General features: G+C 52.0%; 20 protein-coding genes. 12 read left to right on the plus strand and 8 right to left on the minus strand.

All coding sequences use genetic code 11. From position 1 onward, the window contains the following. Positions 1–28: 28 nt before the first annotated feature. The 8 genes from rpmI (at position 29) to AC6RNO_RS16515 (ending at position 8,939) form a co-directional block, all read left to right on the plus strand. Positions 29–229, plus strand: a complete 201-nt coding sequence (gene rpmI, locus AC6RNO_RS16480) for a 50S ribosomal protein L35 (RefSeq protein ID WP_474685964.1) — start codon at positions 29–31, stop codon at positions 227–229. A gap of 43 nt (positions 230–272) precedes the next feature. Further along, positions 273–632, plus strand: coding sequence for a 50S ribosomal protein L20 (gene rplT, locus AC6RNO_RS16485; protein ID WP_474685962.1), 360 nt, complete (start codon positions 273–275; stop codon positions 630–632). A 1,048-nt stretch (positions 633–1,680) separates the two neighbouring features. Next, positions 1,681–3,429: a biosynthetic-type acetolactate synthase large subunit gene (ilvB, locus tag AC6RNO_RS16490; protein WP_497106079.1), complete on the plus strand. Its 1,749-nt coding sequence runs from the start codon at positions 1,681–1,683 to the stop codon at positions 3,427–3,429. Next, positions 3,426–3,911, plus strand: coding sequence for an acetolactate synthase small subunit (gene ilvN, locus AC6RNO_RS16495; RefSeq protein WP_474685958.1), 486 nt, complete (start codon positions 3,426–3,428; stop codon positions 3,909–3,911). Before ilvB ends, ilvN begins: the two co-directional genes overlap by 4 nt. Positions 3,912–4,098: 187 nt before the next feature. Further along, a complete protein-coding gene (gene ilvC, locus AC6RNO_RS16500; RefSeq protein WP_474685956.1) occupies positions 4,099–5,091 on the plus strand; it encodes a ketol-acid reductoisomerase in 993 nt (330 codons plus the stop codon). 113 nt (positions 5,092–5,204) lie between these two features. Continuing rightward, entirely contained in the window at positions 5,205–6,752 is a 1,548-nt protein-coding gene (locus AC6RNO_RS16505) for a 2-isopropylmalate synthase (RefSeq protein ID WP_474685954.1), read from the plus strand. Between the two features lie 92 nt (positions 6,753–6,844). After that, positions 6,845–8,041: an aminotransferase-like domain-containing protein gene (locus AC6RNO_RS16510; RefSeq protein ID WP_488438409.1), complete on the plus strand. Its 1,197-nt coding sequence runs from the start codon at positions 6,845–6,847 to the stop codon at positions 8,039–8,041. Between the two features lie 205 nt (positions 8,042–8,246). Then, entirely contained in the window at positions 8,247–8,939 is a 693-nt protein-coding gene (locus AC6RNO_RS16515; RefSeq protein WP_497106080.1) for a hypothetical protein, read from the plus strand. Between the two features lie 109 nt (positions 8,940–9,048). Here AC6RNO_RS16515 and AC6RNO_RS16520 read toward each other — a convergent pair whose 3' ends face one another. From AC6RNO_RS16520 to AC6RNO_RS16545, 6 genes are all read right to left on the minus strand, one after another. Continuing rightward, positions 9,049–11,589, minus strand: coding sequence for a glycosyl hydrolase 2 galactose-binding domain-containing protein (locus AC6RNO_RS16520; protein ID WP_497106081.1), 2,541 nt, complete (start codon positions 11,587–11,589; stop codon positions 9,049–9,051). 46 nt (positions 11,590–11,635) lie between these two features. After that, positions 11,636–13,216: a helix-turn-helix domain-containing protein gene (locus tag AC6RNO_RS16525; protein ID WP_497106082.1), complete on the minus strand. Its 1,581-nt coding sequence runs from the start codon at positions 13,214–13,216 to the stop codon at positions 11,636–11,638. Next, positions 13,197–14,966 (minus strand): histidine kinase, encoded by a 1,770-nt coding sequence (locus tag AC6RNO_RS16530; protein WP_497106083.1) that lies wholly within the window; start codon positions 14,964–14,966, stop codon positions 13,197–13,199. Before AC6RNO_RS16530 ends, AC6RNO_RS16525 begins: the two co-directional genes overlap by 20 nt. A 32-nt stretch (positions 14,967–14,998) precedes the next feature. Then, entirely contained in the window at positions 14,999–15,877 is an 879-nt protein-coding gene (locus AC6RNO_RS16535) for a carbohydrate ABC transporter permease (protein ID WP_474685943.1), read from the minus strand. An 18-nt stretch (positions 15,878–15,895) separates the two neighbouring features. After that, positions 15,896–16,771 (minus strand): ABC transporter permease subunit, encoded by an 876-nt coding sequence (locus tag AC6RNO_RS16540; protein ID WP_497106084.1) that lies wholly within the window; start codon positions 16,769–16,771, stop codon positions 15,896–15,898. A gap of 73 nt (positions 16,772–16,844) precedes the next feature. Continuing rightward, positions 16,845–18,179: an extracellular solute-binding protein gene (locus AC6RNO_RS16545; protein WP_497106085.1), complete on the minus strand. Its 1,335-nt coding sequence runs from the start codon at positions 18,177–18,179 to the stop codon at positions 16,845–16,847. A gap of 395 nt (positions 18,180–18,574) precedes the next feature. Between AC6RNO_RS16545 and AC6RNO_RS16550 the strand changes: the two genes are divergently transcribed. Beyond that, positions 18,575–18,814 carry a hypothetical protein gene (locus tag AC6RNO_RS16550; protein WP_474685937.1) on the plus strand — a complete coding sequence of 80 codons (240 nt, stop codon included), beginning with the start codon at positions 18,575–18,577 and terminating at the stop codon, positions 18,812–18,814. Between the two features lie 176 nt (positions 18,815–18,990). Beyond that, the gene (gene leuB / locus AC6RNO_RS16555) at positions 18,991–20,070 is read left to right on the plus strand and encodes a 3-isopropylmalate dehydrogenase (RefSeq protein ID WP_488438253.1); all 1,080 of its coding nucleotides are present in this window, start codon (positions 18,991–18,993) and stop codon (positions 20,068–20,070) included. 133 nt (positions 20,071–20,203) lie between these two features. Here leuB and AC6RNO_RS16560 read toward each other — a convergent pair whose 3' ends face one another. Further along, the gene (locus AC6RNO_RS16560; protein ID WP_497106086.1) at positions 20,204–22,351 is read right to left on the minus strand and encodes a fibronectin type III domain-containing protein; all 2,148 of its coding nucleotides are present in this window, start codon (positions 22,349–22,351) and stop codon (positions 20,204–20,206) included. Positions 22,352–22,939: 588 nt separating this feature from the next. Here AC6RNO_RS16560 and AC6RNO_RS16565 point away from each other — a divergent pair. Next, on the plus strand, positions 22,940–23,488 hold the full coding sequence (locus AC6RNO_RS16565) for a peroxiredoxin (protein WP_474685931.1): 549 nt from the start codon (positions 22,940–22,942) through the stop codon (positions 23,486–23,488). Positions 23,489–23,623: 135 nt separating this feature from the next. Then, positions 23,624–24,001: a glycine cleavage system protein H gene (locus AC6RNO_RS16570; RefSeq protein ID WP_488438251.1), complete on the plus strand. Its 378-nt coding sequence runs from the start codon at positions 23,624–23,626 to the stop codon at positions 23,999–24,001. A 38-nt stretch (positions 24,002–24,039) separates the two neighbouring features. Here AC6RNO_RS16570 and argC read toward each other — a convergent pair whose 3' ends face one another. Next, positions 24,040–24,999 (minus strand): N-acetyl-gamma-glutamyl-phosphate reductase, encoded by a 960-nt coding sequence (gene argC / locus AC6RNO_RS16575; protein ID WP_497106087.1) that lies wholly within the window; start codon positions 24,997–24,999, stop codon positions 24,040–24,042. Between the last annotated feature and the right edge of the window lie 22 nt (positions 25,000–25,021).

Below are 25,021 nucleotides of genomic sequence, written 5' to 3' on the forward strand. Positions count from 1 at the left end.
CGATTTACTAAATTAGGAGGAACACCCCATGCCAAAAATGAAAACTCACAGCAGCTTGAAGGATCGTTTCAAAATTACCGGCACCGGTAAAGTGAAAAGATACAAATCCGGCAAAAACCATTTGCTGTCCGGTAAAACGGCGCGTCAAAAACGCGTTCTGTCCACAAATCCGGTTATGGCTCCGGGAGACGTACGTCGCCTGAAGCAACAACTTGCTAACATCAAGTAACGATAACGCAACATCACATATACATTCCGGGAGGTAGTTGACAATGGCAAGAGTCAAGGGCGGTTTTATTCGCGCTCATCGTCGCAAGAAAATTTTAAAACTGGCAAAAGGTTACTTCGGTTCCAAACATAGATTATTTAAAACAGCAAAAGAGCAAGTGATGAAATCCTTGCTGTACGCATACCGTGACCGCCGTCAACGGAAGCGTGATTTCCGCAAGCTGTGGATCGTGCGTATTAACGCGGCAGCTCGCCAAAACGGCCTGAGCTACAGCAAATTGATGCATGGCCTGAAACTGGCCGGTATCGACATCAACCGCAAAATCCTTGCAGACCTGGCTGTGAACGACTCCAAAGCGTTCAACGACCTGGCGGCTGCAGCCAAAGCAAAAGTAAACGCGTAAGCTTCGTGCTAGCGTTCGAGGAGACTTGCCCCATGAGGGCAGGTCTCTTTTTTCGGCGCTGTCTTATGTCGCGCTGTCTGGGGCGGCTGTGCGTATAAAATCGCTCGCACTATGAAGCGGCTTCGCAGCCCGAACAGCCCGCCCCAAGAGCGCGCTGCTGAAAAACTCGCGTGCTGGAGCGAGCAGCATTTCAGCCTAGCAAAGCGGTGAATTCCTGCAAAAGTGCAGCTTTTTGCTCGTTAACACGCCTGCAGCGAAAAATTCCTGCAAATCTGCAGGTTTTATCGCTCAAATTCGCACTCAGGCCCAACATGCCCGGGAATTCCTGCACAATCGCAGGCTTTTCAGCCAAACGAGCCGTTTCCATCGAAAAAGCCTGCACTTTTGCAGGCTTTCTCTCCTTAGCCGGAGATGCCTTAGCGCTAACGCAAGTTCCAGTAGGCGAGTTTCTCAACAATTGCAGGCTTTTCAGCTTGCCAAACCGCTGCATGAACGGTTGCGCCCAAACGAGACGTGTCTGCTCCGCCCATGCCTGTGTCCTGCTCTGATCAACCTAACAGAGTGTCGCACTTGCTGCGGAATTTTTATTAGACAAACTATTGACTATAGTGGATGACACGCATATAATTGACTTTAAGTTATATTCTATATGTGAGGAATTGACATTGGATAATCGGCTATGAAGAGGAAGAAGTTGTGAGGGCAATTATGCTCAGAGAGCGTTGGATATGCTGAAACCATCGCCTTAATCCCTTACGTACGAGGTCACCTCGGAGCTGTTTTCCTGAAACTTGCGGGACCGCCGCAGCGTAGTAGGGAAAATCGGAGTAGCACACGTTACCGTGCTAGGGTATCGGTCATCATCGACCCGTACCTGCTAAGGTTATGCGTTGTGAGGCGCGTAGCAAATTTGGGTGGTACCACGGAAGCTCTAACCCCTTTCGTCCCGTTTACACGTCATGTGCGTGTTCGGGATGGATGGGGTTTTTTTGATGGCCTGAAACGATGGCCAGCATAGCGAACTGACTTTTTGAGAGGAGGATCACAAATGAATGTCGAGACACAACAACCGAAAAGATCGAAAGAAGAATTGATGGAAAAACTGAAGCAGCCGGATTTGATTACGGGTTCGGAAATTTTGCTGCGCAGCCTGCTGCTGGAGGGTGTGGAGTGCGTCTTCGGGTATCCGGGCGGCGCCGTATTGTACATCTACGACGCGATGCACGGCTTCTCCGATTTTAACCATTTGCTTACCAGACACGAACAGGGAGCGATTCACGCTGCCGACGGTTATGCCCGTTCCACGGGTAAAGTAGGCGTCTGCATCGCAACTTCGGGACCGGGGGCTACCAACCTGGTCACAGGCATCGCCACCGCATATATGGATTCGGTTCCGCTGGTTGTCATTACCGGCAACGTCGCAACGAACTTTATCGGCACGGACGCGTTCCAGGAAGCCGACATTACGGGAATCACAATGCCGATTACGAAGCATAGTTACCTGGTTCGCGATGTAAATGATCTGCCCCGCATTATTCATGAGGCGTTCCACATTGCCAATACAGGACGCAAAGGTCCGGTGCTGATCGACATTCCGAAAGATGTCTCCGCCAACAAGACCGTGTTCGAGCCTGTAACCGGAGTTAGCGTTCGCGGCTACAATCCGACCGTACAGCCGAACAAACTGCAGGTAGATAAGCTGCTCAAAGCGATCGAAACGGCCGAGCGTCCGGTTATTATCGCCGGAGGCGGCGTCGTGTACGCGGACGCTTCCAAGGAACTGATCGAATTCGTCAACAAGACGCGCATCCCGATCACGACGACCCTTCTCGGGCTGGGCGGATTCCCGAGCGCCCACGAGCTCTGGATGGGCATGCCGGGCATGCACGGCACGTACACGGCCAACGAGGCGATCCAAAATGCCGACCTGCTGATCTCCATCGGCTCCCGTTTCGATGACCGCGTGACGATGAGACTCGACGGTTTCGCGCCAAAAGTGAAAGTGATCGCGCATATCGATGTCGATCCGGCGGAAATCGGAAAGAACGTCAAGACGGACATCCCTTGCGTAGGCGATGTAAAAGCGGTTCTGGAATACGCGAATACGAAGGCGAAGCCTGCCAAGAGCGAAGCGTGGATTGCGCAAATCCAGAAGAATAAAGCGGAATTCCCGCTGAAATACAACGACAGCGATAACGAATTGAAGCCGCAATTTGTTATTGAGATGATCAGCGAAACGACCAAAGGCGAAGCGATCATAACTACGGACGTAGGACAGCACCAAATGTGGGCGGCTCAGTACTACCGTTTCAAAAACCCCCGCTCTCTGGTAACTTCCGGCGGTCTTGGCACGATGGGCTTCGGGTTCCCTTCCGCCATCGGCGCGCAGCTCGGCAATCCGGATAAGCTCGTCGTATCGATCAATGGCGACGGCGGCGTGCAAATGTGTGCGCAAGAGCTGGCGATCTGCGCGATCAATAACATCCCCGTTAAGGTTGTTATTATCAACAACCAGGTGCTGGGCATGGTTCGCCAGTGGCAGGAAATCATCTACGAGAACCGCTACAGCCACATCGACCTCGCAGGCAGCCCTGACTTTGTAAAGCTGGCTGAAGCTTACGGAGTCAAAGGATTGCGGGCGACTACGAAGGAAGAGGCCAGAAGAGTTTGGCAGGAAGCGCTGGATACGCCGGGACCGGTCGTTATTGATTTCGTCGTGCCGAGGGGCGAGAATGTATTCCCGATGGTTAAAGCAGGCGATACGATAAGTGACATGATAATGGGGGATTCGGAATGATGAGACATACGATATCCGTTCTGGTAAACAATCAGCCTGGAGTCCTTCAGCGCGTATCCGGCTTGTTCGGAAGAAGAGGCTTCAACATCGAGAGCATCACTGTCGGGGAGTCCGAAGAAATCGGACTTTCCCGAATGGTTATCGTCACGACCGGCGACGAGAATACGCTGGAGCAAATTTCCAAACAGTTGTACAAGCTGATCGACGTCATCAAAGTCGTGGATTTAAGCGCGAACCCGATGGTCGCCAGAGAATTGGCGCTTATCAAGGTTAACGCCGAGCCGGCGATGCGTCCGGAAATTCTCGGCATTGTCGAGACGTTCCGCGCAGCGGTCGTCGATATCGGACCCAGCTCGCTGATCGTGCAAGTTGTGGGAGATTCGGATAAAATAGATGCTATGGTCGAATTGCTTCGTCCTTATGGCATCCGCGAGCTTTCCCGCACGGGAGCGACTGCGATGATTCGCGGTTCCGTTCGGTAAGCGGAGGTCAACCGGAAAGGAAAAGCCTCCTTGAGTGGGGCTTTCAGCGGTGTACTCTTCCGCTTTTGAAAAGGCCAGGCCGTTGGCAAGCGTCAACCCGCCCGCGCATTCGGGGGTAAACTGTTGAAACACCCACTCAAGGGGTAGAAAATACGGATTTATCATATCAAAGGAGGATTTATTCCAAATGGCAGTTACTACTTATTATGAAAAAGATGCAGACTTGGCGGTATTGAAAGGCAAAACGATCGCAATCATCGGTTATGGTTCCCAAGGGCACGCACAAGCGCAAAACCTGCGCGACAGCGGATTGAACGTTATCATCGGTCTTCGCGAAGGCCGTTCCTGGAATACGGCAAAAAATGACGGTTTCGAAGTCGTATCCGTTGACGAGGCGGCAAGACGCGCTGACGTGATCCAAATCCTGATGCCGGACGAAACTCAAGCCCGCGTATACCGCGAGTCCATCCAGCCTAACATGAAAAAAGGCGCAGCATTGATGTTCTCCCACGGTTTCAACATTCACTTCGGACAAATCGTTGCTCCTGAAGGCACCGACGTGTTCCTCGTAGCTCCTAAATCTCCAGGACACATGGTGCGCCGCACGTATGTAGAAGGCTTCGGCGTTCCTGGCCTGATCGCAATCGAGAAAGACGCTACAGGCAACGCAAAAGCGATCGGACTTGCTTATGCAAAAGGTATCGGCTGTACACGCGCCGGCGTTATCGAAACGTCTTTCCGCGAAGAAACCGAAACGGATCTGTTCGGTGAGCAAGCCGTTCTTTGCGGCGGTGCGACTGCACTGGTTAAAGCCGGTTTCGAAACATTGGTTGAAGCAGGCTACGCTCCTGAAATGGCATACTTCGAGTGCTTGCACGAACTGAAGCTGATCGTCGACATGATGTACGAAGGCGGACTTGCTTCGATGCGCAGCTCCATCTCCAACACAGCCGAGTACGGTGACTATGTAACAGGACCTCGCGTGATCACAGCCGAAACGAAAAAAGCGATGAAAGAAGTTCTTTCCGACATCCAACAAGGCAAGTTCGCACGCGATTTCATCCTGGAAAACCAATCCAACAACGCGTTCATGAATGCAACGCGCCGCAACGAGTCCGAGCATCCGATCGAAGTCGTTGGCGCACAATTGCGCGAAATGATGCACTGGATCAAGAAATAATATAAGCTTTCACAATCGCAGGGAGTGATCGGAGCATGGTTTGCCCGTTCACTCCCTGTGAATACTATAAAGACGAGTAAGGCCTTTTAACAGCCATCAGGAGGTGACATACTGTGCGTAAAATTTACATCTTTGATACGACGCTGCGGGACGGCGAACAGTCGCCGGGAGTGAACCTGAACGTCCAGGAGAAGGTCGAGATCGCCCTTCAGCTGGAGAAGCTGGGGATCGACCGTATGGAAGCCGGATTCCCGGCAGCTTCACCAGGGGATCTGGCAGGCGTGAACGCCGTTGCCAGAGCGGTCAAGAATGCCTCTGTCATCGGGCTGTCCCGTTCCCGGGAGCAGGACATCGAAGCCGTCAGAGAAGCGCTGCAAGGGGCACAGGACCCGTGCATTCACTTGTTCCTCGCAACTTCGCCGATCCACCGCCAGCACAAGCTGCGGATGGAGAAGCATCAAGTGCTGGAAACCGCAGAGGCGGCAATCAAATACGCCAAAAAATATTTCAGCAAAATCGAATTTTCGCTGGAGGACGCAGGGCGCACTGAGCTGGATTTCATCGCCGAAGTAACGGCTATGGCGATCCGCGCAGGCGCAACGGTAGTCAATATCCCGGATACGGTCGGGTATATGACCCCTTACGACTACGGCAACATTTTTAAAATGCTGAAGGACACCGTGCCGGGCATTGAAAAAATTCAGCTGAGCGCGCATTGCCATGACGATCTCGGCATGGCTACGGCTAACGCGCTCGCGGCGGTATTGAACGGTGCCGATCAAATCGAAGGCACCATCAACGGCATCGGCGAGCGCGCAGGCAACACCTCGCTCGAGGAAGTGGCTCTGGCGCTTGAGACGCGCCAGGAATTTTTCCAAGCGAAGACATCGCTTGTACTGAGCGAGATCTACCGCACCAGCCGTTTGGTCAGCAAGCTGACCGGCATGGTGGTGCCAGGCAACAAAGCGATCGTAGGCGCCAACGCGTTCGCGCACGAATCCGGCATCCATCAGGACGGGATGCTGAAGGAAAAAACGACGTACGAGATCATCTCCCCTGAAACCATCGGTGTCAAGGAGAGCAAGCTCGTACTGGGCAAACACTCCGGACGCCACGCGTTCCGGGAGAAGCTGGTCGACCTCGGCTACGACCTCGGAGACGAGCAGGTCAACGCCGCATTCGCCAAATTCAAGGATTTGGCGGACCGCAAGAAAAACGTGGCGGACGAAGACATCCGCGCCCTGATCGAGGAGAAGCTGATCGAGACGCCGGAAGTATTTTCGCTCGGCGCCCTGCAGGTAGCCTACGGCAACCAGATGACCCCGACGGCAACGGTGCACGTACGCCTGCAGGAAGGCGGCGAAATTGCGGAAAGCGCAGTCGGCAACGGCTCCGTAGACGCGATTTACAATGCCATCGATAAAGCGACGAAGGAAGAAGTCGAGCTTGACGATTACTCCATCAAGTCCGTTTCCCACGGGAAGGACGCGCTGGGCGAAGTGCATGTCGTCCTCAAGCAAAACGATATTTCCGTCCAAGGCCGCGGCATCAGCACGGACATTCTTGAAGCCAGCGCCAAAGCTTATCTGGATGCGGTGAACCGGCTTATCGACAAGCGCAAAACGCCGACGAGCAATCGCCGGAATGTCTCTTTGATTTAACGCACTTTGCTTTAGGCTCATCACGTTAAGCACCTCAACTGGCTGTAAGGGCTGTGGGGTGCTTTCTACAAATACGAAAGGATGCGTCCGTTATGAATTTTCGATTTTCCAAATCGCTGGATGGTTTTTCCTCATCGGCGGTGCGAGAAATTTTGAAGCTGACTCAGGGCAGCTCCATCATTTCTTTTGCCGGCGGACTGCCTGCAGAAGAGTTTTTTCCTCTGGATGCGGTGAGCGAGGCGTTTCAAAGAGTCATCGCCCAGGGCAAGGGGGCGCTTCAATACGGTTTGACCGAGGGCTTCAAGCCTTTGCGCGAGACGCTTTGCCGCCGTATGGCGACCAAGAATATGCACGTTACGCCGGACGAGATGCTGCTGACGACAGGCTCGCAGCAAGCTATCGATCTGCTGACCCGCGTGTATATCGACGAAGGCGATATTATTCTTGTCGAGAGACCGACTTATCTTGCGGCGCTGCAGGTGTTTCAGGCAAAAGGGGCACGCATTATTTCCGTAGACAGCGATAATGACGGGATGATTCTTGACGATCTGTCCGCGAAAATCGCCGCGCATAATCCTAAACTGGTTTATGTCATACCGACGTTCTCCAATCCGGCCGGCCGGGTATGGAGCCTCGAGCGCCGCAAGGGCTTGCTGAACATTTGCCGCGCGGCTGACGTGCTGATCCTCGAAGACGATCCGTACGGTGAGATCCAGTTTGACAGCAGCGCCACGTACCCGACGGTATTTTCGCTGGGAGGCCGTGCCGAAGGAGGCTGCGTCGTGTACACGAGCACCTTCTCCAAAACGGTCGCTCCGGCTTTCCGCACAGGCTGGGTCATCGGCGATCAGACGCTTATCCGTCAAATGGCGCGGTTCAAGCAGTCCGCCGACCTGCATTCCAGCAGCATCGACCAGCAGACGCTGTATCATTTGCTGGAGCATTTTGATCTGGACGCGCACATCGCTTTGATCCGCGAACATTACGGACAGCGCATGAAGCTGATGGCAGGCTTGCTGAACGAGCTGAGCTGGCCGGGAATGAAATGGGAGGAGCCGAAGGGAGGCATGTTCTTCTGGGTGGAACTTCCAGAGCATATCCGCGCCGAGGAATTGCTCAAGCAGGCCGTTCAGGAAGGCGTCGCATTCGTGCCGGGGTCGACGTTTTTTGCCGAGAACCCGCAGTACAACACGATGCGTCTGAATTACACGCATACAGACCGCGACAACACGATCCTCGGGATGCAAAAACTCGCCAAAGCGATGGCATCTTATCTGCAAAATGTATAGCCGCTGAAAATGAAGCGGAAAAACGCCTCCAAACCTAATCGGGATGGAGGCGTTTTTTTTTGCGGGCGGCGTGCCTGCGGGAAAAGCGGCAGCAGCGCTGTGGCGGATGCGCCGGAGCGCTTTGCCCGCTTATTGCAACGCTTGCAACGCTGGCTCCGCAGCGAGGCGGAGCGCTCCGCGCTGCCTCACAGGAGGAAGGCGCGGCATGAGCGCTATCGCCGCAGCCTCACAAGCGGAATCGCCGCCCGAGCGCTCATCGGCGCAGCTTCACAAGCGAAAGCGGTGGCGTTGTGGCGGATGCACGGCGGTGTTTCGCGGAATGGAAAGGAAGGTCGCCAGCCGCACTACTGCAGCGTTATTTCACATCCGGCACGATGCTCGGTTTTTAGAGTCTGCAGGAGATTGGCACTCCCCCTGGCTTCACAGCACATCAAAAAACCTGCAAAAGTACATCTTTTTGCTCCTTGAAGCTCCCGTTTCGGATAATTCCTGCAAATCTGCAGTTTTTTTCGCAGGTTTATGGGTCCAGCCCGCTCTTCGGCGGAGATTCCTGCACAATTGCAGGCTTTTCCCAAAAACGGGCCGATTCCAACGACAAAGCCTGCACTTTTGCAGGCTTTCGGGTTACCAGCAGTTTCTAACGAACGGATGTGCTGCGCAGCGAATCAAAAACCTGCAAAAGTACATCTTTTTGCTCCTTGAAGCTCCCGTTTCGGATAATTCCTGCAAATCTGCAGTTTTTTTCGCAGGTTTATGCGTCCAGCCCGCTCATCTGCGGAAATTCCTGCACAATTGCAGGCTTTTCCCCAAAACGGGTCGATTCCATCGACAAAGCCTGCACTTTTGCAGGCTTTTGAGTTATCAAGCCGTTCATGCAGTCGACCGACCGCGATCATAATCGCTGAAGCCGGCGGATGTTGGAAACTTTTCGCGATTGACAGTGGGCGTATATAGGAAAAGAAGCAGTTCCGCCTGCGGTATACGCTTGCGGGACTGCCTCTTCGGGTTTAATTCATGGCGCTTACGCGGATGTCGGCCAGGGAGACCGGCTGACCATGCGGATGCCGGATGCGGATCACTTTGGTCTCGCCTGCGAGCAGGTCGAAGAAATTGTCGCTGAACCGGAGGTTGCCCTGCGGTATGTCGATTTTGACCATGCGCGCATGCGCTCCGTTTGCGGTGATGGCGACGGTCTGTTCCGCCGGATCGACTTCTACGCTGAGGTTCGCGGCAGGGAGCCTCAGATCTTTCTGGTCGCGCAAGTAGAACAGATTGTCCGGCGCCGCCCAATCCGCGGTGCTCAATTTCACGACGACTTGCGCAGGGTCCGCGCCGTTTAAGACCTCCGCTTCGTTCAGGCTGCCGAGGAAGCTTGCGGAATTGGCCTGCACGTTTGCGTCGAACGAGTGCATGAACAGCTCTTTGCCGAAGTAGTCGAACACGCTGAGCTTGACTTGCCCTTGCAAAACGTCGAGCGTATCGTTGACCGCCCAGACGCGCAGCGGCTGCCCTGGCTCATGGTCGAGCGAGAGAAGCAGCGGATGATAAAATTTGGCCGCATAGTAGAAAGACGCTTTCGGCAGCAGCTCATAGTCGATCAGCGACCAGCTTGTGCCCGGCCAGCTGTCGTTGTGCTGCCAGACGAGCGATCCGCTCGTGCAGTGCTTGTTGCGGCGGTAATGCTCGATGCCGTATTTGAGGCCTTCGGCCTGCGTCAGCATGGAGAAGTTCATATATTCCTCAATATCGCTAGGGATACCTGTGAATCCTTCCATCAGGAGTATGCCTTTTTGATGGTTCGTATCTTTGTTGCGGTAGGCCATCTCCACGCTGTTCCAGTAAAATTGGCCCAGCGGAATATTTTTCTCCAGCGTATAGCGGTTTGCCGATGCGTGCATGCCGAATTCGCTGCTGAACAAAGTGGAGTCTTTTTTGTAGTTTTTAAAAGTGACGCCTTCAATGCTGTAATCGAGCAGCGGCGCTTCGCCGAATTTGCGGGGATACACGGAGCCGTGCCATACTTGCCAGTTGTGGCGGTCGCCGATATCCGGATCGTTCGCATCATTGCCGCCGAAAGGCGAGGAAGGCCAGTAAGCCCGGCTGTCGTCAAGCTCTTCCAAAGCTTCGGGAATCAGCTCGTGATAGATCGCCTCTCCATAGAAGGGACAATCGATGTCTCCGCCGGAAGATTTCATATCGTAGAGCCAGTCAATTTCGTTGTTGCCGCACCAAAGGGCAAGCGAAGCATAGTTTCGCAGACGCATGATGTTATACACAACTTCATTGCGGACATTTTCCATGAAATCGCGGTTAAAATCAGGGAAAAGCGCGTTGGCGAACGCAAAATCCTGCCAAACGAGCACCCCTCGTCTGTCGCACTCCTCATAAAAGACGTCCTTCTCGTAAATGCCGCCGGCCCAGATGCGCAGCATGTTCATGTTGGAGAGGACCGACAGGTCGATCAGATCGCGGTAGCGCTCATCCGGAATGCTGCCGATAAAATGGTCGGCGGGAATCCAGTTGGCCCCTTTGGCGAACAGCTTGACTCCGTTGAGCACAAAAGCAAACGCAGGCCGGCCCTGCTCGTCTTCGAGCTGCAGCTCGATGGTACGGATGCCGAACGGCATGCGGTACTGATCCGCGAGTTCCCCGTCCGCGTACAGCAAAACTTCCAGCTCGTACAAATACGGCTCGCCCAAATCGTGCGTCCACCACAGCTGCGGGCTCTTAACCTCAATCGCGAATGAATGCGAGCCGCCTGTTACGGGGCTTGCGGCGGAGGCAACGGCGCGGCCCTCCCGATCGAGCAAACGGATGCGGCATTCGCGCCGGCCGGCGTTGCCCTTGCTGCCTTTGCCCCGGCTCTCCTTGACAGTGCGGTAAGTTTTCACTTCCACATCAACTTGCACATCGGCCTGCTCCTTGGAAGCCGTGCGCGCTCTGGCAAAGACGCTTTCCAGCTTGGCAAGCCGCCTGCGCTCGATGCGGACGCCGCCCCAGACGCCGACAGTTACCATTCTCGGGCCCCAGTCCCAGCCGAAATTCATTGCGGCTTTACGCAGCCAGGGCCGTTCTTTGGTGTAGGACGACCATTGGAACTGCTCTTTTTCGCGGTTGTGCAAATTGAGCGGATCGAATTTTACGGATATCGTATTTTTGCCGTTTTGCAGGATGCGGGTGACGTCAAACGTATGGGCCATCAGCATGTTGGCGGTCGTGCCGATCTCGTGCCCGTTTACGAAAATCGTGGCGAACGTATCGAGCCCTTCGAAAATCAGCTCGTGGCGCTCCCCGCTGCCCTCATTCAGCTCATATGAAAAGGAATAACGGTACCACCATTCCTTTTGCTCGATCCATCTGCTTTTTTGATCGTTGTGTCCAAAATAAGGGTTATCGATAATGCCTCTTTCGATCAATGCGGAGTGCACGTCGCCCGGCACTTTGGCCGTAATCCAGAAGCGGTCGTCCAATCCGGCCGACGCGATGTCAAGCGCTCTGGTTTGTCCTGCTTCAAACTGCTGAATTCGCCATAAACCTGATAATTCCATGAAAGTTCTCTCCCTTAACTCCATTTGGCATCCGTTCCGCCTGGCATCAAATTTTGGGTGATGATCCTGCTTGCTGATTCGCTTCTTCCCGGAACTCGCTGGGCGTTTTTCCAGTGAATTTTTTGAACACCTGGCTGAAATATTTCATATCCTCGAATCCTACGGCCGCGGCCACTTCGGCGATTTTGACGGGGGATACGGTTAAAATTTCCATGGCCCGGTTCATTTTTTGCTTCGTTACGTAATCGCTGAACGTAATTCCGGTTTCTTTTTTGAACACTTCGCTCAAATGATTCGGGTGCAGATGAACAAACCTCGCCACCTGCTGCAGTCCGACATCGCCGCTGAGGTTTTCCTGAATATAAGCCATCGCTTTCTGGGCGTGGGTGGCTTGCCCTTCCGCGAGCTTGTGGTGGTACAGCTCCATCAGGGAGAGCAGATGCTGGAACAAGGCATCCCTGGGGGCGGAGCCGCGCTTTATCGCAAAGCCCGTTACATGCTCATCGATGTTTGCCGAACGCCCGGTTGCCGCCAAAACCCGTTCCAGCCAGCGGTGGGCGGACAGGGCGGCCGAGCGGATCAACGATTCCAGGGACTCGATAGTCATCTGGGAATTGTCCAATTCCTGCTGGATATACCGCTGAACCCAGCCTTTCAGGGCAACGGAATCGCCTTCCAGCATAATGGAGGAAAGCTCGATCTCCTCCTCGTGCGAGCAGACCGTTTTGCCGCCTTTGCGTTTGGAAATGTGCGCATAATCCAGCACCGGCTCTTCGATCAGGTGTTTATAGCTGAACGCGTAGTCCGCCGCGGCATACGAATGGTACAGCTCGTCCGGTTGGCCGACGGGCTCGCCGATGGCCGTATAAACCTTGCATTTCAAAAGCCGCTCGATCTTTTGAAATGCCGCGGGACGCGCCGCGAAGCGCTCGTTCGGGCTGCCAAGCCGCATCGCCATCACGATTCGCTTGCGATGAATCAAAGTCTCGCACGGCAGCAGCTCGTGGAGCATGTTGGCGGCGGCAAACAGCAGCAGCGATTCCGCCGAGGCCGTCTCGCCCCAGCCTTCCGCCGCGATGATATAGACGAGCAGCTTGCCGCTTGCCGTCTCGCCTTCGTTGAACAGGAGAGGCAAATAGTCGGGGAGCAGCGCGGCATCTACCGATTCGGTCTCTCCTTCAATAATCCAGCGCTCGAACAGCCTGCCGCGCATTTCCTTGTTTTTGTACAAATCCTGGTTATGGTGTTTCCATTTGTCCTCAATGCTCTGCTTGACTTTCAGCACCGTTTTAATGATTTCTTCCGGTCTGCTCGTTTTCAGCAAATAGTCGCTGACCCCTTGCCGGATCGCTTGCTGCATGTAGGCAAAATCGTCATACCCGGAGAGGATGATCGCTTCGATCTCAGGCAAAATTTGCTTGGCTTCCTCAGCGAGCTGCAGGCCGTCCTTGCCCTTCATCCGGATGTCGGTCAGCAAAATGTTCGGCTTCTCCAGCGGGATTCGCTGCAGCGCTTCCTCGGCGGAAACGGCCGGCTCCAGCAGCTCCAGCCCGATTTCGCTCCATTTGATGACTTTAGCCAGGCCGGTGCGGATAATAACCTCGTCATCAACGATCATGATTTTCATGAGTGCCCTCCAAAATAGGAATGGAAAAAGAAACGCGCGTGCCCACATGCAGCCTGCTTTCGATCTCGATCCCGGATTCGATGCCGTAATGCAGTTGAAGACGTTCGTGCACGTTCCGCAGCCCGTAGCTGGCGTCAGGCGAATACGAGCCTTCCTGCGGGCGCAGGCTGTCTTTGACGAGCTGCAGCTGCTCTTCGGACATGCCGATTCCGTCATCAAGCACCATGAAGTTCATGCTGTTCCCTTTTTTCTCCGCGTAGATGGAAATCAGGCCCTTCTGATCGTTCTTTTGGATGCCGTGGATCATCGCGTTTTCCACGATTGGCTGCAGCAGAAGCTTCAGCATGTATGCGTCGTTCAGGTCCGGATCGATCGTAAAATCAACTTCAAACTGATCCGGGAAGCGTATCGCCTGCACCTGAATGTAATTCCGGATATGCGCGAGCTCCTGCGACACCGTGCAGTATTCTTTGCCTTTGTTCAAGCTGAAACGAAGAAAATCGCTGAGCGCGCCGACCATTTCGGCGATCCGCTCTTCCTCCTTCAGCAGGGCGATCCAATGGATCGAAGACAGCGTGTTGTACAAAAAATGCGGATTGATTTGCGCCTGCAGCGCGCGCATATCGGCTTCTTTTTTGCGGGCTTCGTTTTGAATGAGCTGCTTTTTCAACGTATCGATATGTTTGCCGAGCATGTTGTAGCTTTGCGCCAGCCGCCCGATTTCGTCATCCGTTTCCGCCGGATAGAGCGGCAGCGGCTCGGACGGATTCACTTTGGACAGCAGACGGGTCAATGCGCGAAGCGGGTTCGTAATTTTTTGAATGAAAAAAATCAATAGTATGGCGGTCGTCAAAACCGATATGACGACGGCAATGCCCGTCAACTGCAGGATGTAGCGGTTTTGGGCGCTGTAAAGCTCGAAGGGAATGATGCCGATAAGCGTCCATCCGGTGCGGACATCCCGATAAAACAGCACGTTTTGCTTGGCGCTCCCGCTGCCGCTTGCCCATTCGCCGGATACCTTGCCCGCAACAAGCTCCGCTATTTCCGGAAACATCGCCCCGGCAGGGCGGGCCAGCCAGCTTTTATCCGTAGATGAAATGACGTCATAGCTGCCGTTCAGCAGCGCCACTTGACCATGGCCTTCGGCAAGCTGCGTCTCCGACCAGATGCGGGACACCGTCTGCTCGTCCAGGCTGATCGACAGCCAGCCCAGCGTCTGATAATTGTTCACACTGCGCAAAGGGCGGATGAAGGAAAAAACATGGCGGTCCCCTGCATAGTTTCGTATCGTGTACAGTCCGGTCCACAGCTTGTCCTGCACCTGTCTGACATCCATCTGCTTGCCCAGGTCGCTGCTATAGATCGTCGTCGTGGACAGGGGATCGCCCCCGTTTGCCGGATAAATCGTGATGTTGGACAAATAGTCTTTGGAATGCATAAGGTTGGTCATCAGGCCGAGGATGCGGGTTTGCGCGGCCACATCATTGTCGGGCTTGTTCATATACTCCTGAATGTCCCGCAGGCCGATCAGGAAAATTGAAATATTTTCGACATCGCCGATAATAAAACGGAACTTGGCATCCATTTGCGCGAGAGTGTCAAGTCCGGCCTGCTGCGCTTTCTCCTGCGTAATGTTCGAAGAAATGACGAAGGCGAACGAACCGAGAAACAGCAGCGGAATTAGCGCCGTTACAAGCAGCATGAAGGATAGCTTACGCCGCAGGGAGTATCCCATCCATCGCCACATTCATGTATCCTCCTTAGCTTTTGCCTGTACGATCAGCCCTTTACGGCTCCGGCCGTCATTCCTTTCATAACCTGTTCCTGGAACATCAAATACACGGCAATGGTCGGAAGCACCGCAATCGTCATCGCAGCCAGCGTCAGGCCGTAATCGGTCTGATAGCCGTCGGCGAACGTAGCGATGCTCAGCGGCAGCGTTTTTAGGCTGCTTTTGCTAATGAAAACAAGGGCAAAGGAAAAATCGTTCCAAAAGTGCAAAAAGCTCAAAATGATGACCGTAGATAAAGCAGGCAGCGAAATCGGCAGCATAATCCGCCAAAAAACGCCCCACAGCTTGGTTCCGTCAATATAAGCCGCTTCCTCGATTTCTTTGGGCACCGAAGCCAGATAAGCGGTCAGCACAAAAATGGCGGTCGGAAGGGCGAAGGCGGTATAAGGAAGAATAAGTGCCCAGTACGAATTCAGCATCGAAAGCTGCTTCATCAAAATAAACAGCGGCACCAGCGTACTGTGAATCGGAATCAGCATGCCGATGACGAAAAAAGTTAAAATGATTCCCTTGAAGCGGAACTTAAATCTGGCCAGAACGTATGCCGCAAGCGAAGTAATAAACAATGTCAAAACCAGCGAGACGGCGGATACGATGACCGAGTTGACGAACGCGAGGCCCATCTTGGAGGTGTTCCAGGCTGTCACGAAATTGGTGAAATGCCAGCTTTCCGGCAGGCTGAAAGGCTTGTTGAAAAACTCCGCATTCGATTTAAACGAACTGATCACCAGCCAGAAAAGCGGGTATAACGTTAAAATAGCATATAAAGTCAAAAACGTCCAAAATATGCCTTGTCTCCATTTTTTCATGGAAGAACCCGTTTTATTCGCACTCGCTTGCGGCCGGGCTGCTGCCAAATAGCTCATCTTATATTGCTCCTTTCTTTACGCTTTCGCGCTTTTGTTCGTTAACCATTGGCTGATGCCGATAAAGACAAGACTGATGAGGACAATCGACGTGGATATGGCGCTGCCGAATCCGTAGCGGTACGAAGAGAAGGTTGAGTTGTACATATAAGTTGCTAGCAATTCGGTCGCATGCGCCGGACCGCCCTTGGTCATTACGTAAACGAGGTCGAACGATTTCAGACTTCCGGAAATACAGAGGACGATGGCGATTTGCACGGTGCTCCAGATCATGGGCAGCGTCACGGAAACGAGCTTGCGCGCTCCTTCCGCGCCGTCAATTTGCGCGGCATCGTGGATTTCTCCGGGAATGTTCTGAAACGCGGAAATAAAGATGATCAAATAAAGGCCGACGAAGCTCCAGACGAGCGGGGGAGCAAGGGCGAAAATCGCGATTTTCGCGTCGGACAGCCATTGCAGCTTCCAGCTTGACAAACCGAGCTTGTCCAGCAAAAAGTTCAAAATGCCGATCTGCGGGTGATAAATATATTGCCAGATCATCCCGATGACGACGGAGGAAAGCACCATCGGCATAAAGACGGCGGAGCGGATGAAACGCTGCAGGGCATTGCTTTTATGCAGCATGATGGCAAGCACCAGAGCGATGGGAAGCTGGCCGAAGACCGCTACGGCGACAAAAATGATGTTGTTCTTGAACGCTCTCCAGAATACCTCATCGTGAATGATTTCAACATAGTTTTTGAGGCCGATAAACTTGGCGGCGCCGATGCCTTTCCAGTCGAAAAAACTGTAGTAGCTGGACCAGATGACCGGAACAAATACAAATAGAGCATAGATCAAGACGGCGGGGAGGAGGCTTAACACAACGAACCTGCGGACATACGCTGTATTCATCTTTTCACATCCTTCGGGAAAGTAGCCAGCCCTGCCACAAACGTGGAGGGCTGGGGGTGTTGCAGCAGTTCCTTTATTTGCCCAGCGCGCCTGCTTGCGCGTCCTGGATTTTTTTGGCGATTGCTTCCGGGTTGCCGCCCATGAGCAGCTCTTGCAGATTGTTGTTGATGACATCAACGGCAGCGGAACTCAGCTTGGAATCGTAGACGGGAGTAATTTTCACAGTTTTCATCAGCTCGTTCAGCTCCACGAACAGCGGTTGAGCTTTGCTTTTGTCCAGATCGATTTTGTAGCTGACGAGCGTGCTGCTGTTCAAAGTCGCCTGCTGGCCGTCCGGACCGGAAAGCGCGTAGAACAGCTTCATCGCCGCGTCTTTTTTGGCGCCGGTCAGCTTTTTGCTTACGCCCATGCCCGTGCCTACGACGCCGGAAGTGGATTTGGCCTCGCCTTTGCCGCCGTTAACAGGAGGCAAAATCGTAACGTGCGTTTGGTCCAGCACTTCTTTCGGCGCATTCGTTACAACGTCGGCCATCGCCCAGCCTCCGTCGATAAACATAGCCGCTTTGCCTTGGAAGAAAAGCTGTCTCATCTGGTTTTGATCGATACTGTTAAAGCCGTCCTGGAAAGCTTTCGCGTTGCTGAGATCCTGCAGCGTTTTCAAAGCTTCGACGAACTGCGGATCTGTAAATTTGGCGCCATCTTGTTTCGCCGCTTTCAGGAACCAGTCCGTTCCGGTCACGCGGTCGGCGATCGCGCTGAAAATGGTGGATTGGACGGCCCAGTTCGCTTTATTGCCGAGGGCGATCGGGATTAATTTATTTTTGTTGAACGTGTCGATTGCCGCTTTAAGCTCGTCCCATGTTTGGGGAACCTGTACATTGTATTTGTCGAACAAAGCTTTGTTATAGTAAATGAAAGAGGTAGGTGACAGGTTCATCGGAACGGAATAAATGTTGCCGTCCACGGTATAGCCGTCCAGCGCGTTCGGAATGAAATTGTTTTTCCACTCCGGCTTGCTGTCGAGGAAATCGTTGATCGGCTGCACGAGATTGCCGCTCACAAATTCCTTCGTCATGGCGTCGGGCCACATCACGAACAAATCCGGCATTTCATTCGCCGCGGCTACGGTTCTGAGGCGCGTTTTCAAGCCGTCTGTCGGGAGACCCTCGACCTCAAGCTCGATATCGGGATTTTGCGTTTTGAAATCGTCCAAAATCTTTCTCATGGCGATGGCTTTTGCATCCTGGCCTGTCCAGTTATGCCATACGGAGAGCTTGACTTTGTCCGTGGACGTTCCTGCCGCCGCTCCCGCCCCCTGCTGATCCGCAGGTTTTTCGCCGCTGGCGCATCCGGCAAGCAGCGTAGTAGCGGCAAGCAGCGTTGCAGCGATTTTTATCATTTTTTTCATGATATTACTGACCTCCTGTATTTGCGATCTATCTTTATTCTACGGATTCCGGTTGTTTACGTAAGATGAAATGGATAAGGAACAGGGTAGAAAATGATCGGATTCGCCGGTGCCGCTCGGGTCGAATCATATCGGCACCGGCGAATCTGCGCGCAGCTCCCGGCGCGCGGTGCTGCACGGCATGACGGCGGTCGGTCGGCCACAATATCCCGGAGTGTACGAGATACATTATTACTAGGGTATCCAGAAGGGCTGAACCCTAATGGATGTCAAAGCCAGCGTGTGGTTGCGGTGCGATGCGGTGGGGCAGGGTGACTTACGGCGATTCGTGCAGCGAACGGAGGGAGGGATAGCCTGCCGACCGTGGGGAAAACCTGCAAAAGGCGCACACCCGCTTGGCAAAGCAGGGAAAACCTGCAAAAGTGCAGTTTTTTCCTCGCTGGTACGCCGGAAACGAAAAATTCCTGCAAAAATGCAGTTTTTTTCGCGCATACATGAGTTCGGACCCATCTGGGTCGGAAATTCCTGCACAATTGCAGGTTTTTCCTCAAAATGAGCCTCTTTCAAAGAAAAAGCCTGCACTTTTGCAGGTTTTTGCCGCGTCAGCAGTGATGTGCTGCTCCGGCGGTGAGTGATTCAACCACGTTTACATGCTTCTTTATAGGTGTAGCCTATTAAAGCGATAGATTTTATATCTAAGTGACCTGGCCTAAGTATGGTACAATATATAGAAGTCTTTTTTCGACGTTAACGAAGGATGTCTGACCGCGCCAAGCGGCAGGAATATGAAACCAGGGAGTGAATGAAAGTCATGGCAGAAGTGAAAAAAATCGCTGTAATCGCCGGAGACGGAATCGGTCCGGAAGTTGTTGCAGAAGCGGAAAAAGTATTGAAGCGTACGGAAGAATTGTTCGGTTACCAATTTGAAACCGAGCATGCGCTGTTCGGCGGTATCGCCATCGATCAAAAAGGCACCCCGCTGCCGGAAGAAACGCTTGCGGTGTGCCAATCGGCTGACGCCGTTCTGCTGGGCGCTGTCGGCGGTCCGAAATGGGACAACAATCCGAAGGAGCTGCGTCCGGAAACAGGGCTTCTCGGCATCCGCAAAGCGCTCGGACTGTTCTCGAACATTCGTCCGGCTGTTATTTTCGATTGCCTGAAAGAAGCTTCCACTTTGAAACCGGAAGTATTGGAAGGAACCGACCTGATCGTCGTTCGCGAATTGACAGGCGGCATCTATTTCGGTGAGAAATTCCGCCGCGAAGGCGCAAACGGCCAAGAAGCAGTGGATACTTGCGTGTACAACGTCGCTGAAGTCGAGCGCATCGCCCGCCAAGCTTTCGACATCGCGCGCACCCGCAGCAAGAAGCTGGCGTCCGTTGATAAAGCGAACGTTCTGGAGACGTCCCGCTTGTGGCGCGAAACGGTAATCCGCGTTTCCGCGGATTATCCGGATGTCGAGCTGGAGCATGTGCTCGTCGACAACTGCGCGATGCAGCTGCTCCGCCGTCCGTCCAGCTTCGACGTCATCGTCACCGAGAACATGTTCGGCGACATTTTGAGCGACGAAGCTGCGATGCTGACAGGCTCGATCGGCATGCTTTCCTCCGCATCCCTGGGCGAAGGCAGCTTCGGTTTGTACGAGCCGGTGCACGGCTCCGCTCCGGATATCGCCGGTCAAGGCATCGCGAATCCGATCGCTACGATTTTGTCCGTCGCGCTGATGTTCCGCCTGACGTTCGGCTATCACGATGCGGCTGATTCCATCGAGCGCGCGGTCAAAGAAGTGCTCGACGCGGGCAACCGCACAGGCGACATCGCCGTCGACAAAAGCAAAGCCATCGGCACGGTTGCGATGGGCGAACTGATCGTTAACGCTATGCGCAAATAATTTCATGCAATATAAAAAGCCTGATTGCTGAGCGAATAACATCGCCACAGCAGTCAGGCTTTTTACATAACGCAGCTTATGTGTTGCGCATAATTCGGTCGGCGATCGATGGCGATAATCGGTAGATCAAACTCTATTTACTGTATTGATTAACCTCAAAATTTTGGATCTTATCGAATACAAAATTATCTTTTCTACTTTTGAAAGGTCCAAGGTTATAGGTTTTGTTCATCGTATAGAATGCTGGTCCCGTTCCTGAAGCGCGATTGTTGTACCAGTTGATAAAATCATTTACTTCGTCCATAGACAAGTCATATTCAAATGTTTGACCGCTAACCATGGTAATTTCCAATAGAGCCCGATTATTTTGAATTGGAGCTGTCGGGGTTGCCTCTACAGAGTTTGAATTATTACTTTCATTGTTTCCAATAACAGCGGATACTACGTAGTAATATGTCGTTCCGTCTGTTACTGTCGTATCCGTATAACTCGTACCTGTAATTCCCAATGCGATTTGGGTATACGGACCACTATTGGATGTGCTGCGTTTAACAATATAACTGGATGCTCCCGTTGCGGCTGTCCAAGTTAAGGAAACCTGTTTGCTGCCGGATGTAGCAACCAAGTTTGTAGGATAAAGCAATCCCGGCGAAGACGGGGTCACAGTAACCACGTTGGAGTTTGAGCTCTCGCCACCTGCATTTGTTGCTGTGACAACATAATAATAAGTCGTACCATTGGTAGCCGTGGCGTCAATAAATGAAGTCTGAGTTACGTTGCTTGCCACAGCGATGAAAGGCCCATTTGCAGTTGCTGCACGTTTTACCGTGTAACTTGTCGCTCCAGCCGATGCAGTCCAAGACAGGCTCGATTGATTGTTGCCCGCGCTTCCTGTCAAATTGGTTGGAGCTTGCGGCGTTTGTGGCAATGGAGCTTTTGGAGTAACTGCAACCTCATTCGAATTGCCGCTTTCCCCCGCGATATTAACCGCACTTACAGTAAAGTAGTAAGTCGTACCGTTTACAACTGAGTTATCCGTAAAAGATGGTAGATATACATTATTAGCAATAACAGTATATGGTCCGCCCGCAGTCGTTGATCTTTTAAGAACATAGTATGTGGACTCTGCTACAGAATTCCAGGTCAGACTTACTTGTGCATTTCCAGCTGTTGCTGATAATCCCGAAGGAGTTGCCGGCAATGGAGGAACAGGAGTTACATGGATGGCTGCAGATTTGGCCGATTCAAACCCCGCTTTATTAACCGCCGAAACTTGGTAGCTGTAGGTTGTTCCATTGATCAATCCGGTCACATTAAAACTAACCGCCGAAACAGGTGTCGTATTCAGTTTCACTCCATTTTGATATACATTATAGCCGCTTAAATCAGTTTCTGAATTCCCTTTCCAATTAAGATTTACCGTCCCGTTCCCTGCCACTCCAGTTAATCCGGTTGGCGTAACTGGCGGGTTCGTGTTCACTGGTGTGACCGATACCGCTGAAGACAAAGCAGATTCATTCCCTGAGGTATCAACAGCCGAAATCTGAAAAGAATAGGAAGTCCCGTTCGTAAGGGAACCAACGGAATAAGATGTTCCGCTGATAGGAGTATTGGAAAGTTTTACTCCATTTTGGTAAATGAAATATCCTTGTAAATTAGAATCGGTATTCGCATTCCAAGTAAGGTTAGCAGTACCATTAGCACCAGTACCATTCAAACCAGACGGGACAGCAGGCAAAGCCTCATCATTTTCCACATACCATTCAGAATCCATTCGATAACCACTAGTTTTAAATTTGTACCTTCCTGCTGGTAAATGTTGCACAAACTTTTCAGCCTGTAAATTGGTAATTGCTGAGGTAGGAAGAGAATACGTAGAAGTAACATCTGTATAGCTACCGTCAGAACTGTTAAACTTCAAAATGTTCAATTGAGCAGTATAACTGCTCCATCCAGTAGTCCCATATCTCCAAATATTAACTGATCTAGGGAAAGAAACTTCCACATATGAGGAGGAACCATACCAATAAAAAACTTGATTTGTATTCCAATCATTTGCCGGAATTCCATCGAACAACCCTGCACCATTCTGATTTGCAGCATTTGCAGAAAAGCCATTAATCAATGTAGCAGTAACCTTCCCGCCAGTAGCCTGACTAGGAGGATATCCTGTAGTCGTCGCAAATGTGGAACTTGAAAAAATAGTAAAAAGTAAACTCATAAACATGCAGCAGAAATAAATCTTGCTATTAAAAAGAGATTTTTTGAAGGTTGGTATCATAGTTGCACATCCTTTTCCAATTAATTTGCCGAGCATCGAGTCATCTGATGAACTTGAATCATAGAAAGATAGATAAATAGTCCTTAGTGCTAAAGTTGATGCTCTCCCCTTTCCTATAAATGCAATGACTCCTTTTGGGTAATTTATATCAACTTTCTCATAATATCACTTAAAGGAAAGGTTTACCATGTTATTTTGTCTATAAAAGTTGAAATTTGTAATTTTTTAAAAAATAAATGAGAATTAAGGCTCATTTCCAAATTGATAATTAGGATTATTAAACTAGTTCCTTCTGGGTGAAACATATAACGCCTCAACCGCCAGGCTTTTTACATAACGCAGCTTATGCGTTGCGCATAATTCGGTCGGAAAGCGTTGGCGATAATCGGTAGATGATATTCAGCAGCTTGGTTTTGCCAATCAGCATTTCGAAATGCCCCTATTCCAAATGCTTTTCAAACTAATTGTCAAAAATCCCCCACAATTAATAATAATTATTAGTTAATATTCGATCTAATTATTGACTTTCATCTAGGCGAATGTTACCATTTTATACGAAGAATTCAGATTAGAGGAGGAGTTTTGCACATGGCAGAGCGTTTAGTCGGTAAACAAGCGCCGGATTTCACAATGGAGACGGCATTAGGCAACGGTCAAGATTTCGGTAAAGCATCTTTGTCCGATTATAGAGGAAAATGGTTGGTATTATTCTTCTATCCATTGGATTTCACATTTGTGTGCCCAACAGAAATTACAGCTTTGAGCCACGCTGCCGCTCAATTCAAAGAGCTGGACACTGAGATTCTGGGTGTTTCCATCGACAGCATTCATACTCATCGCGCCTGGATCAACACTCCGGTTAACGATAACGGCCTTGGCAAGCTGGAATTCCCTCTTGCTGCGGACATCACTAAATCCGTTGCCCGCGATTATGGCGTTCTGATCGAAGAAGAAGGCATCGCGCTTCGCGGCCTGTTCATCATCGATCCGGAAGGCGAACTGAAATACGAAGTTGTTAACCACAACGACGTAGGCCGCAGCGTAGAAGAAACGCTTCGCGTGCTTCAAGCGCTTCAATCCGGCGGATTGTGCCCAATGAACTGGAAACCTGGCGACAAACACCTCGTTGCGAAATAATCATAGTTAAAAGCGATAAAGCTCCTTCGGTCCGTTTGATGCGGCGGAGGAGCTTTTTTGATAATAAAACGCAAGCGCCTGGTTTAGCAGGCACTGGCGGCTTTGCAAGCTTTTGCACCTGGGAGGATAATGAACATGACAGTTCCGGAACATCTTCGGTACACCAAAGACCATTACTGGATTCGTCCGGAAGGGGAGCATGCCGTCGTCGGGCTTACCGATTGGGCGATCGCCACAATTGGGATGATCGTCTTTATCGAGCTGCCCGAAGCAGGGGATGAGCTGGAGCGGGGCGGATATGCAGGCAGCGCGGAAACCGTGGAGGGCGACCGGGATTTGCCCGCTCCGTTATCCGGCAAAGTAACGGCCGTGAACCCATTGCTTGAACGGGTGCCGCAGCTGCTGCACGACTCGCCTTATGAAAAAGGATGGATGTATAAAATTCAGCTATCCCATCCGCAGGAGCTCGACTTGCTGCTCGGAGCCGGGAGCTACAGCGAGCTGGTGCAGTAGGGAGTTTGGCCCACCCGCCCAGGCTCCGAGTGCGGCTCCTAGATTAAACTAAGGCTCTCTTCAAAGCCGAGCATCAGGTTCATATTTTGAATGGCAGCACCGGAAGCGCCTTTTCCCAGGTTATCGTACCTGGTTAAAATATGGATATGCTCGCCCTGGCCGAAAACAAACATGTCGACTTGGTTCGTAAGATTGCACTCGCCGATCAAAAAGTAGCCGTCGTCCAGGTAGCGGCCGGATTCGTACGGCATGACACGGATGAAAGGTTCGGACTCATAGCGGGCCGCCAAGATGTCGCGAACGTCCTCGGCCGACACGCTTTTGTTCAAATTCCTTTTGATCAGCGGCACGGATACAGCCAGTCCCTGATAGTAATCGGCAATAACGGGCGTAAAAAGAGGCTCGTAGAGCAGGCCGGAGTACATTTGCATCTCGGGGATGTGCTTATGCAAGCGATCGAGCGCATAGTGCCTCGGGATATGCAGTTTTTTTTCGTCTGCGGCCGCAGCGTTTTCGTACAATTCTATCTTTTTTCTTCCGCCTCCGCTGTACCCTGTAACCGAGAAACTGGTGACGGGGTAGTCCCTCGGCACAATGCCGGCATCGATGAGCGGTCTGAGACTCAGTATAAAGCCTGTTGCATGGCAGCCGGGGACGGAAACTTTGGAAGCGCCGCGAATGAGATCCCTCTGGCCGGGGACTAGCTCCGGCAATCCAAAGACCCAGCCCGGATCCGTTCTAAAGGTGGTGCTGGCATTGATGATTTTGGTTTTCCCGCCGGCAATCAGCGAAACGGATTCCCTGGCGGCATCGTCGGGCAAACAAAGGAATGCAATATCTGCGGCGTTCAGCAATCGGCTGCGGGCATCCGGATCTTTTCGTTTGGAAGGTTCGATTTGAAGCACTTCGATCTTGGCGATCCGCGATAAATATTCGTTAATTTTTAATCCTGTAGTGCCGTCTTGACCATCGACAAAAACTTTAAAGCCCAATTTCATCACTCCAATAAATGCAAAATGG

The sequence above is a fragment of the Paenibacillus sp. sgz302190 genome (genome assembly GCF_059820445.1).

What these genes read in the sequence shown, in the direction of transcription:
- ilvC (WP_474685956.1), top strand. Translation starts at nt 4,099, where the DNA reads ATGGCAGTTACTACTTATTATGAAAAAGATGCAGACTTGGCGGTATTG.
- rplT (WP_474685962.1), top strand. Translation starts at nt 273, where the DNA reads ATGGCAAGAGTCAAGGGCGGTTTTATTCGCGCTCATCGTCGCAAGAAA.
- leuB (WP_488438253.1), top strand. Translation starts at nt 18,991, where the DNA reads ATGGCAGAAGTGAAAAAAATCGCTGTAATCGCCGGAGACGGAATCGGT.
- AC6RNO_RS16570 (WP_488438251.1), top strand. Translation starts at nt 23,624, where the DNA reads ATGACAGTTCCGGAACATCTTCGGTACACCAAAGACCATTACTGGATT.
- rpmI (WP_474685964.1), top strand. Translation starts at nt 29, where the DNA reads ATGCCAAAAATGAAAACTCACAGCAGCTTGAAGGATCGTTTCAAAATT.
- AC6RNO_RS16565 (WP_474685931.1), top strand. Translation starts at nt 22,940, where the DNA reads ATGGCAGAGCGTTTAGTCGGTAAACAAGCGCCGGATTTCACAATGGAG.
- AC6RNO_RS16525 (WP_497106082.1), bottom strand. Translation starts at nt 13,216, where the DNA reads ATGAAAATCATGATCGTTGATGACGAGGTTATTATCCGCACCGGCCTG.
- AC6RNO_RS16520 (WP_497106081.1), bottom strand. Translation starts at nt 11,589, where the DNA reads ATGGAATTATCAGGTTTATGGCGAATTCAGCAGTTTGAAGCAGGACAA.
- AC6RNO_RS16545 (WP_497106085.1), bottom strand. Translation starts at nt 18,179, where the DNA reads ATGAAAAAAATGATAAAAATCGCTGCAACGCTGCTTGCCGCTACTACG.
- ilvB (WP_497106079.1), top strand. Translation starts at nt 1,681, where the DNA reads ATGAATGTCGAGACACAACAACCGAAAAGATCGAAAGAAGAATTGATG.
- AC6RNO_RS16540 (WP_497106084.1), bottom strand. Translation starts at nt 16,771, where the DNA reads ATGAATACAGCGTATGTCCGCAGGTTCGTTGTGTTAAGCCTCCTCCCC.
- AC6RNO_RS16515 (WP_497106080.1), top strand. Translation starts at nt 8,247, where the DNA reads ATGAGCGCTATCGCCGCAGCCTCACAAGCGGAATCGCCGCCCGAGCGC.
- AC6RNO_RS16560 (WP_497106086.1), bottom strand. Translation starts at nt 22,351, where the DNA reads ATGATACCAACCTTCAAAAAATCTCTTTTTAATAGCAAGATTTATTTC.
- ilvN (WP_474685958.1), top strand. Translation starts at nt 3,426, where the DNA reads ATGATGAGACATACGATATCCGTTCTGGTAAACAATCAGCCTGGAGTC.
- AC6RNO_RS16510 (WP_488438409.1), top strand. Translation starts at nt 6,845, where the DNA reads ATGAATTTTCGATTTTCCAAATCGCTGGATGGTTTTTCCTCATCGGCG.
- AC6RNO_RS16535 (WP_474685943.1), bottom strand. Translation starts at nt 15,877, where the DNA reads ATGAGCTATTTGGCAGCAGCCCGGCCGCAAGCGAGTGCGAATAAAACG.
- AC6RNO_RS16530 (WP_497106083.1), bottom strand. Translation starts at nt 14,966, where the DNA reads ATGTGGCGATGGATGGGATACTCCCTGCGGCGTAAGCTATCCTTCATG.
- argC (WP_497106087.1), bottom strand. Translation starts at nt 24,999, where the DNA reads ATGAAATTGGGCTTTAAAGTTTTTGTCGATGGTCAAGACGGCACTACA.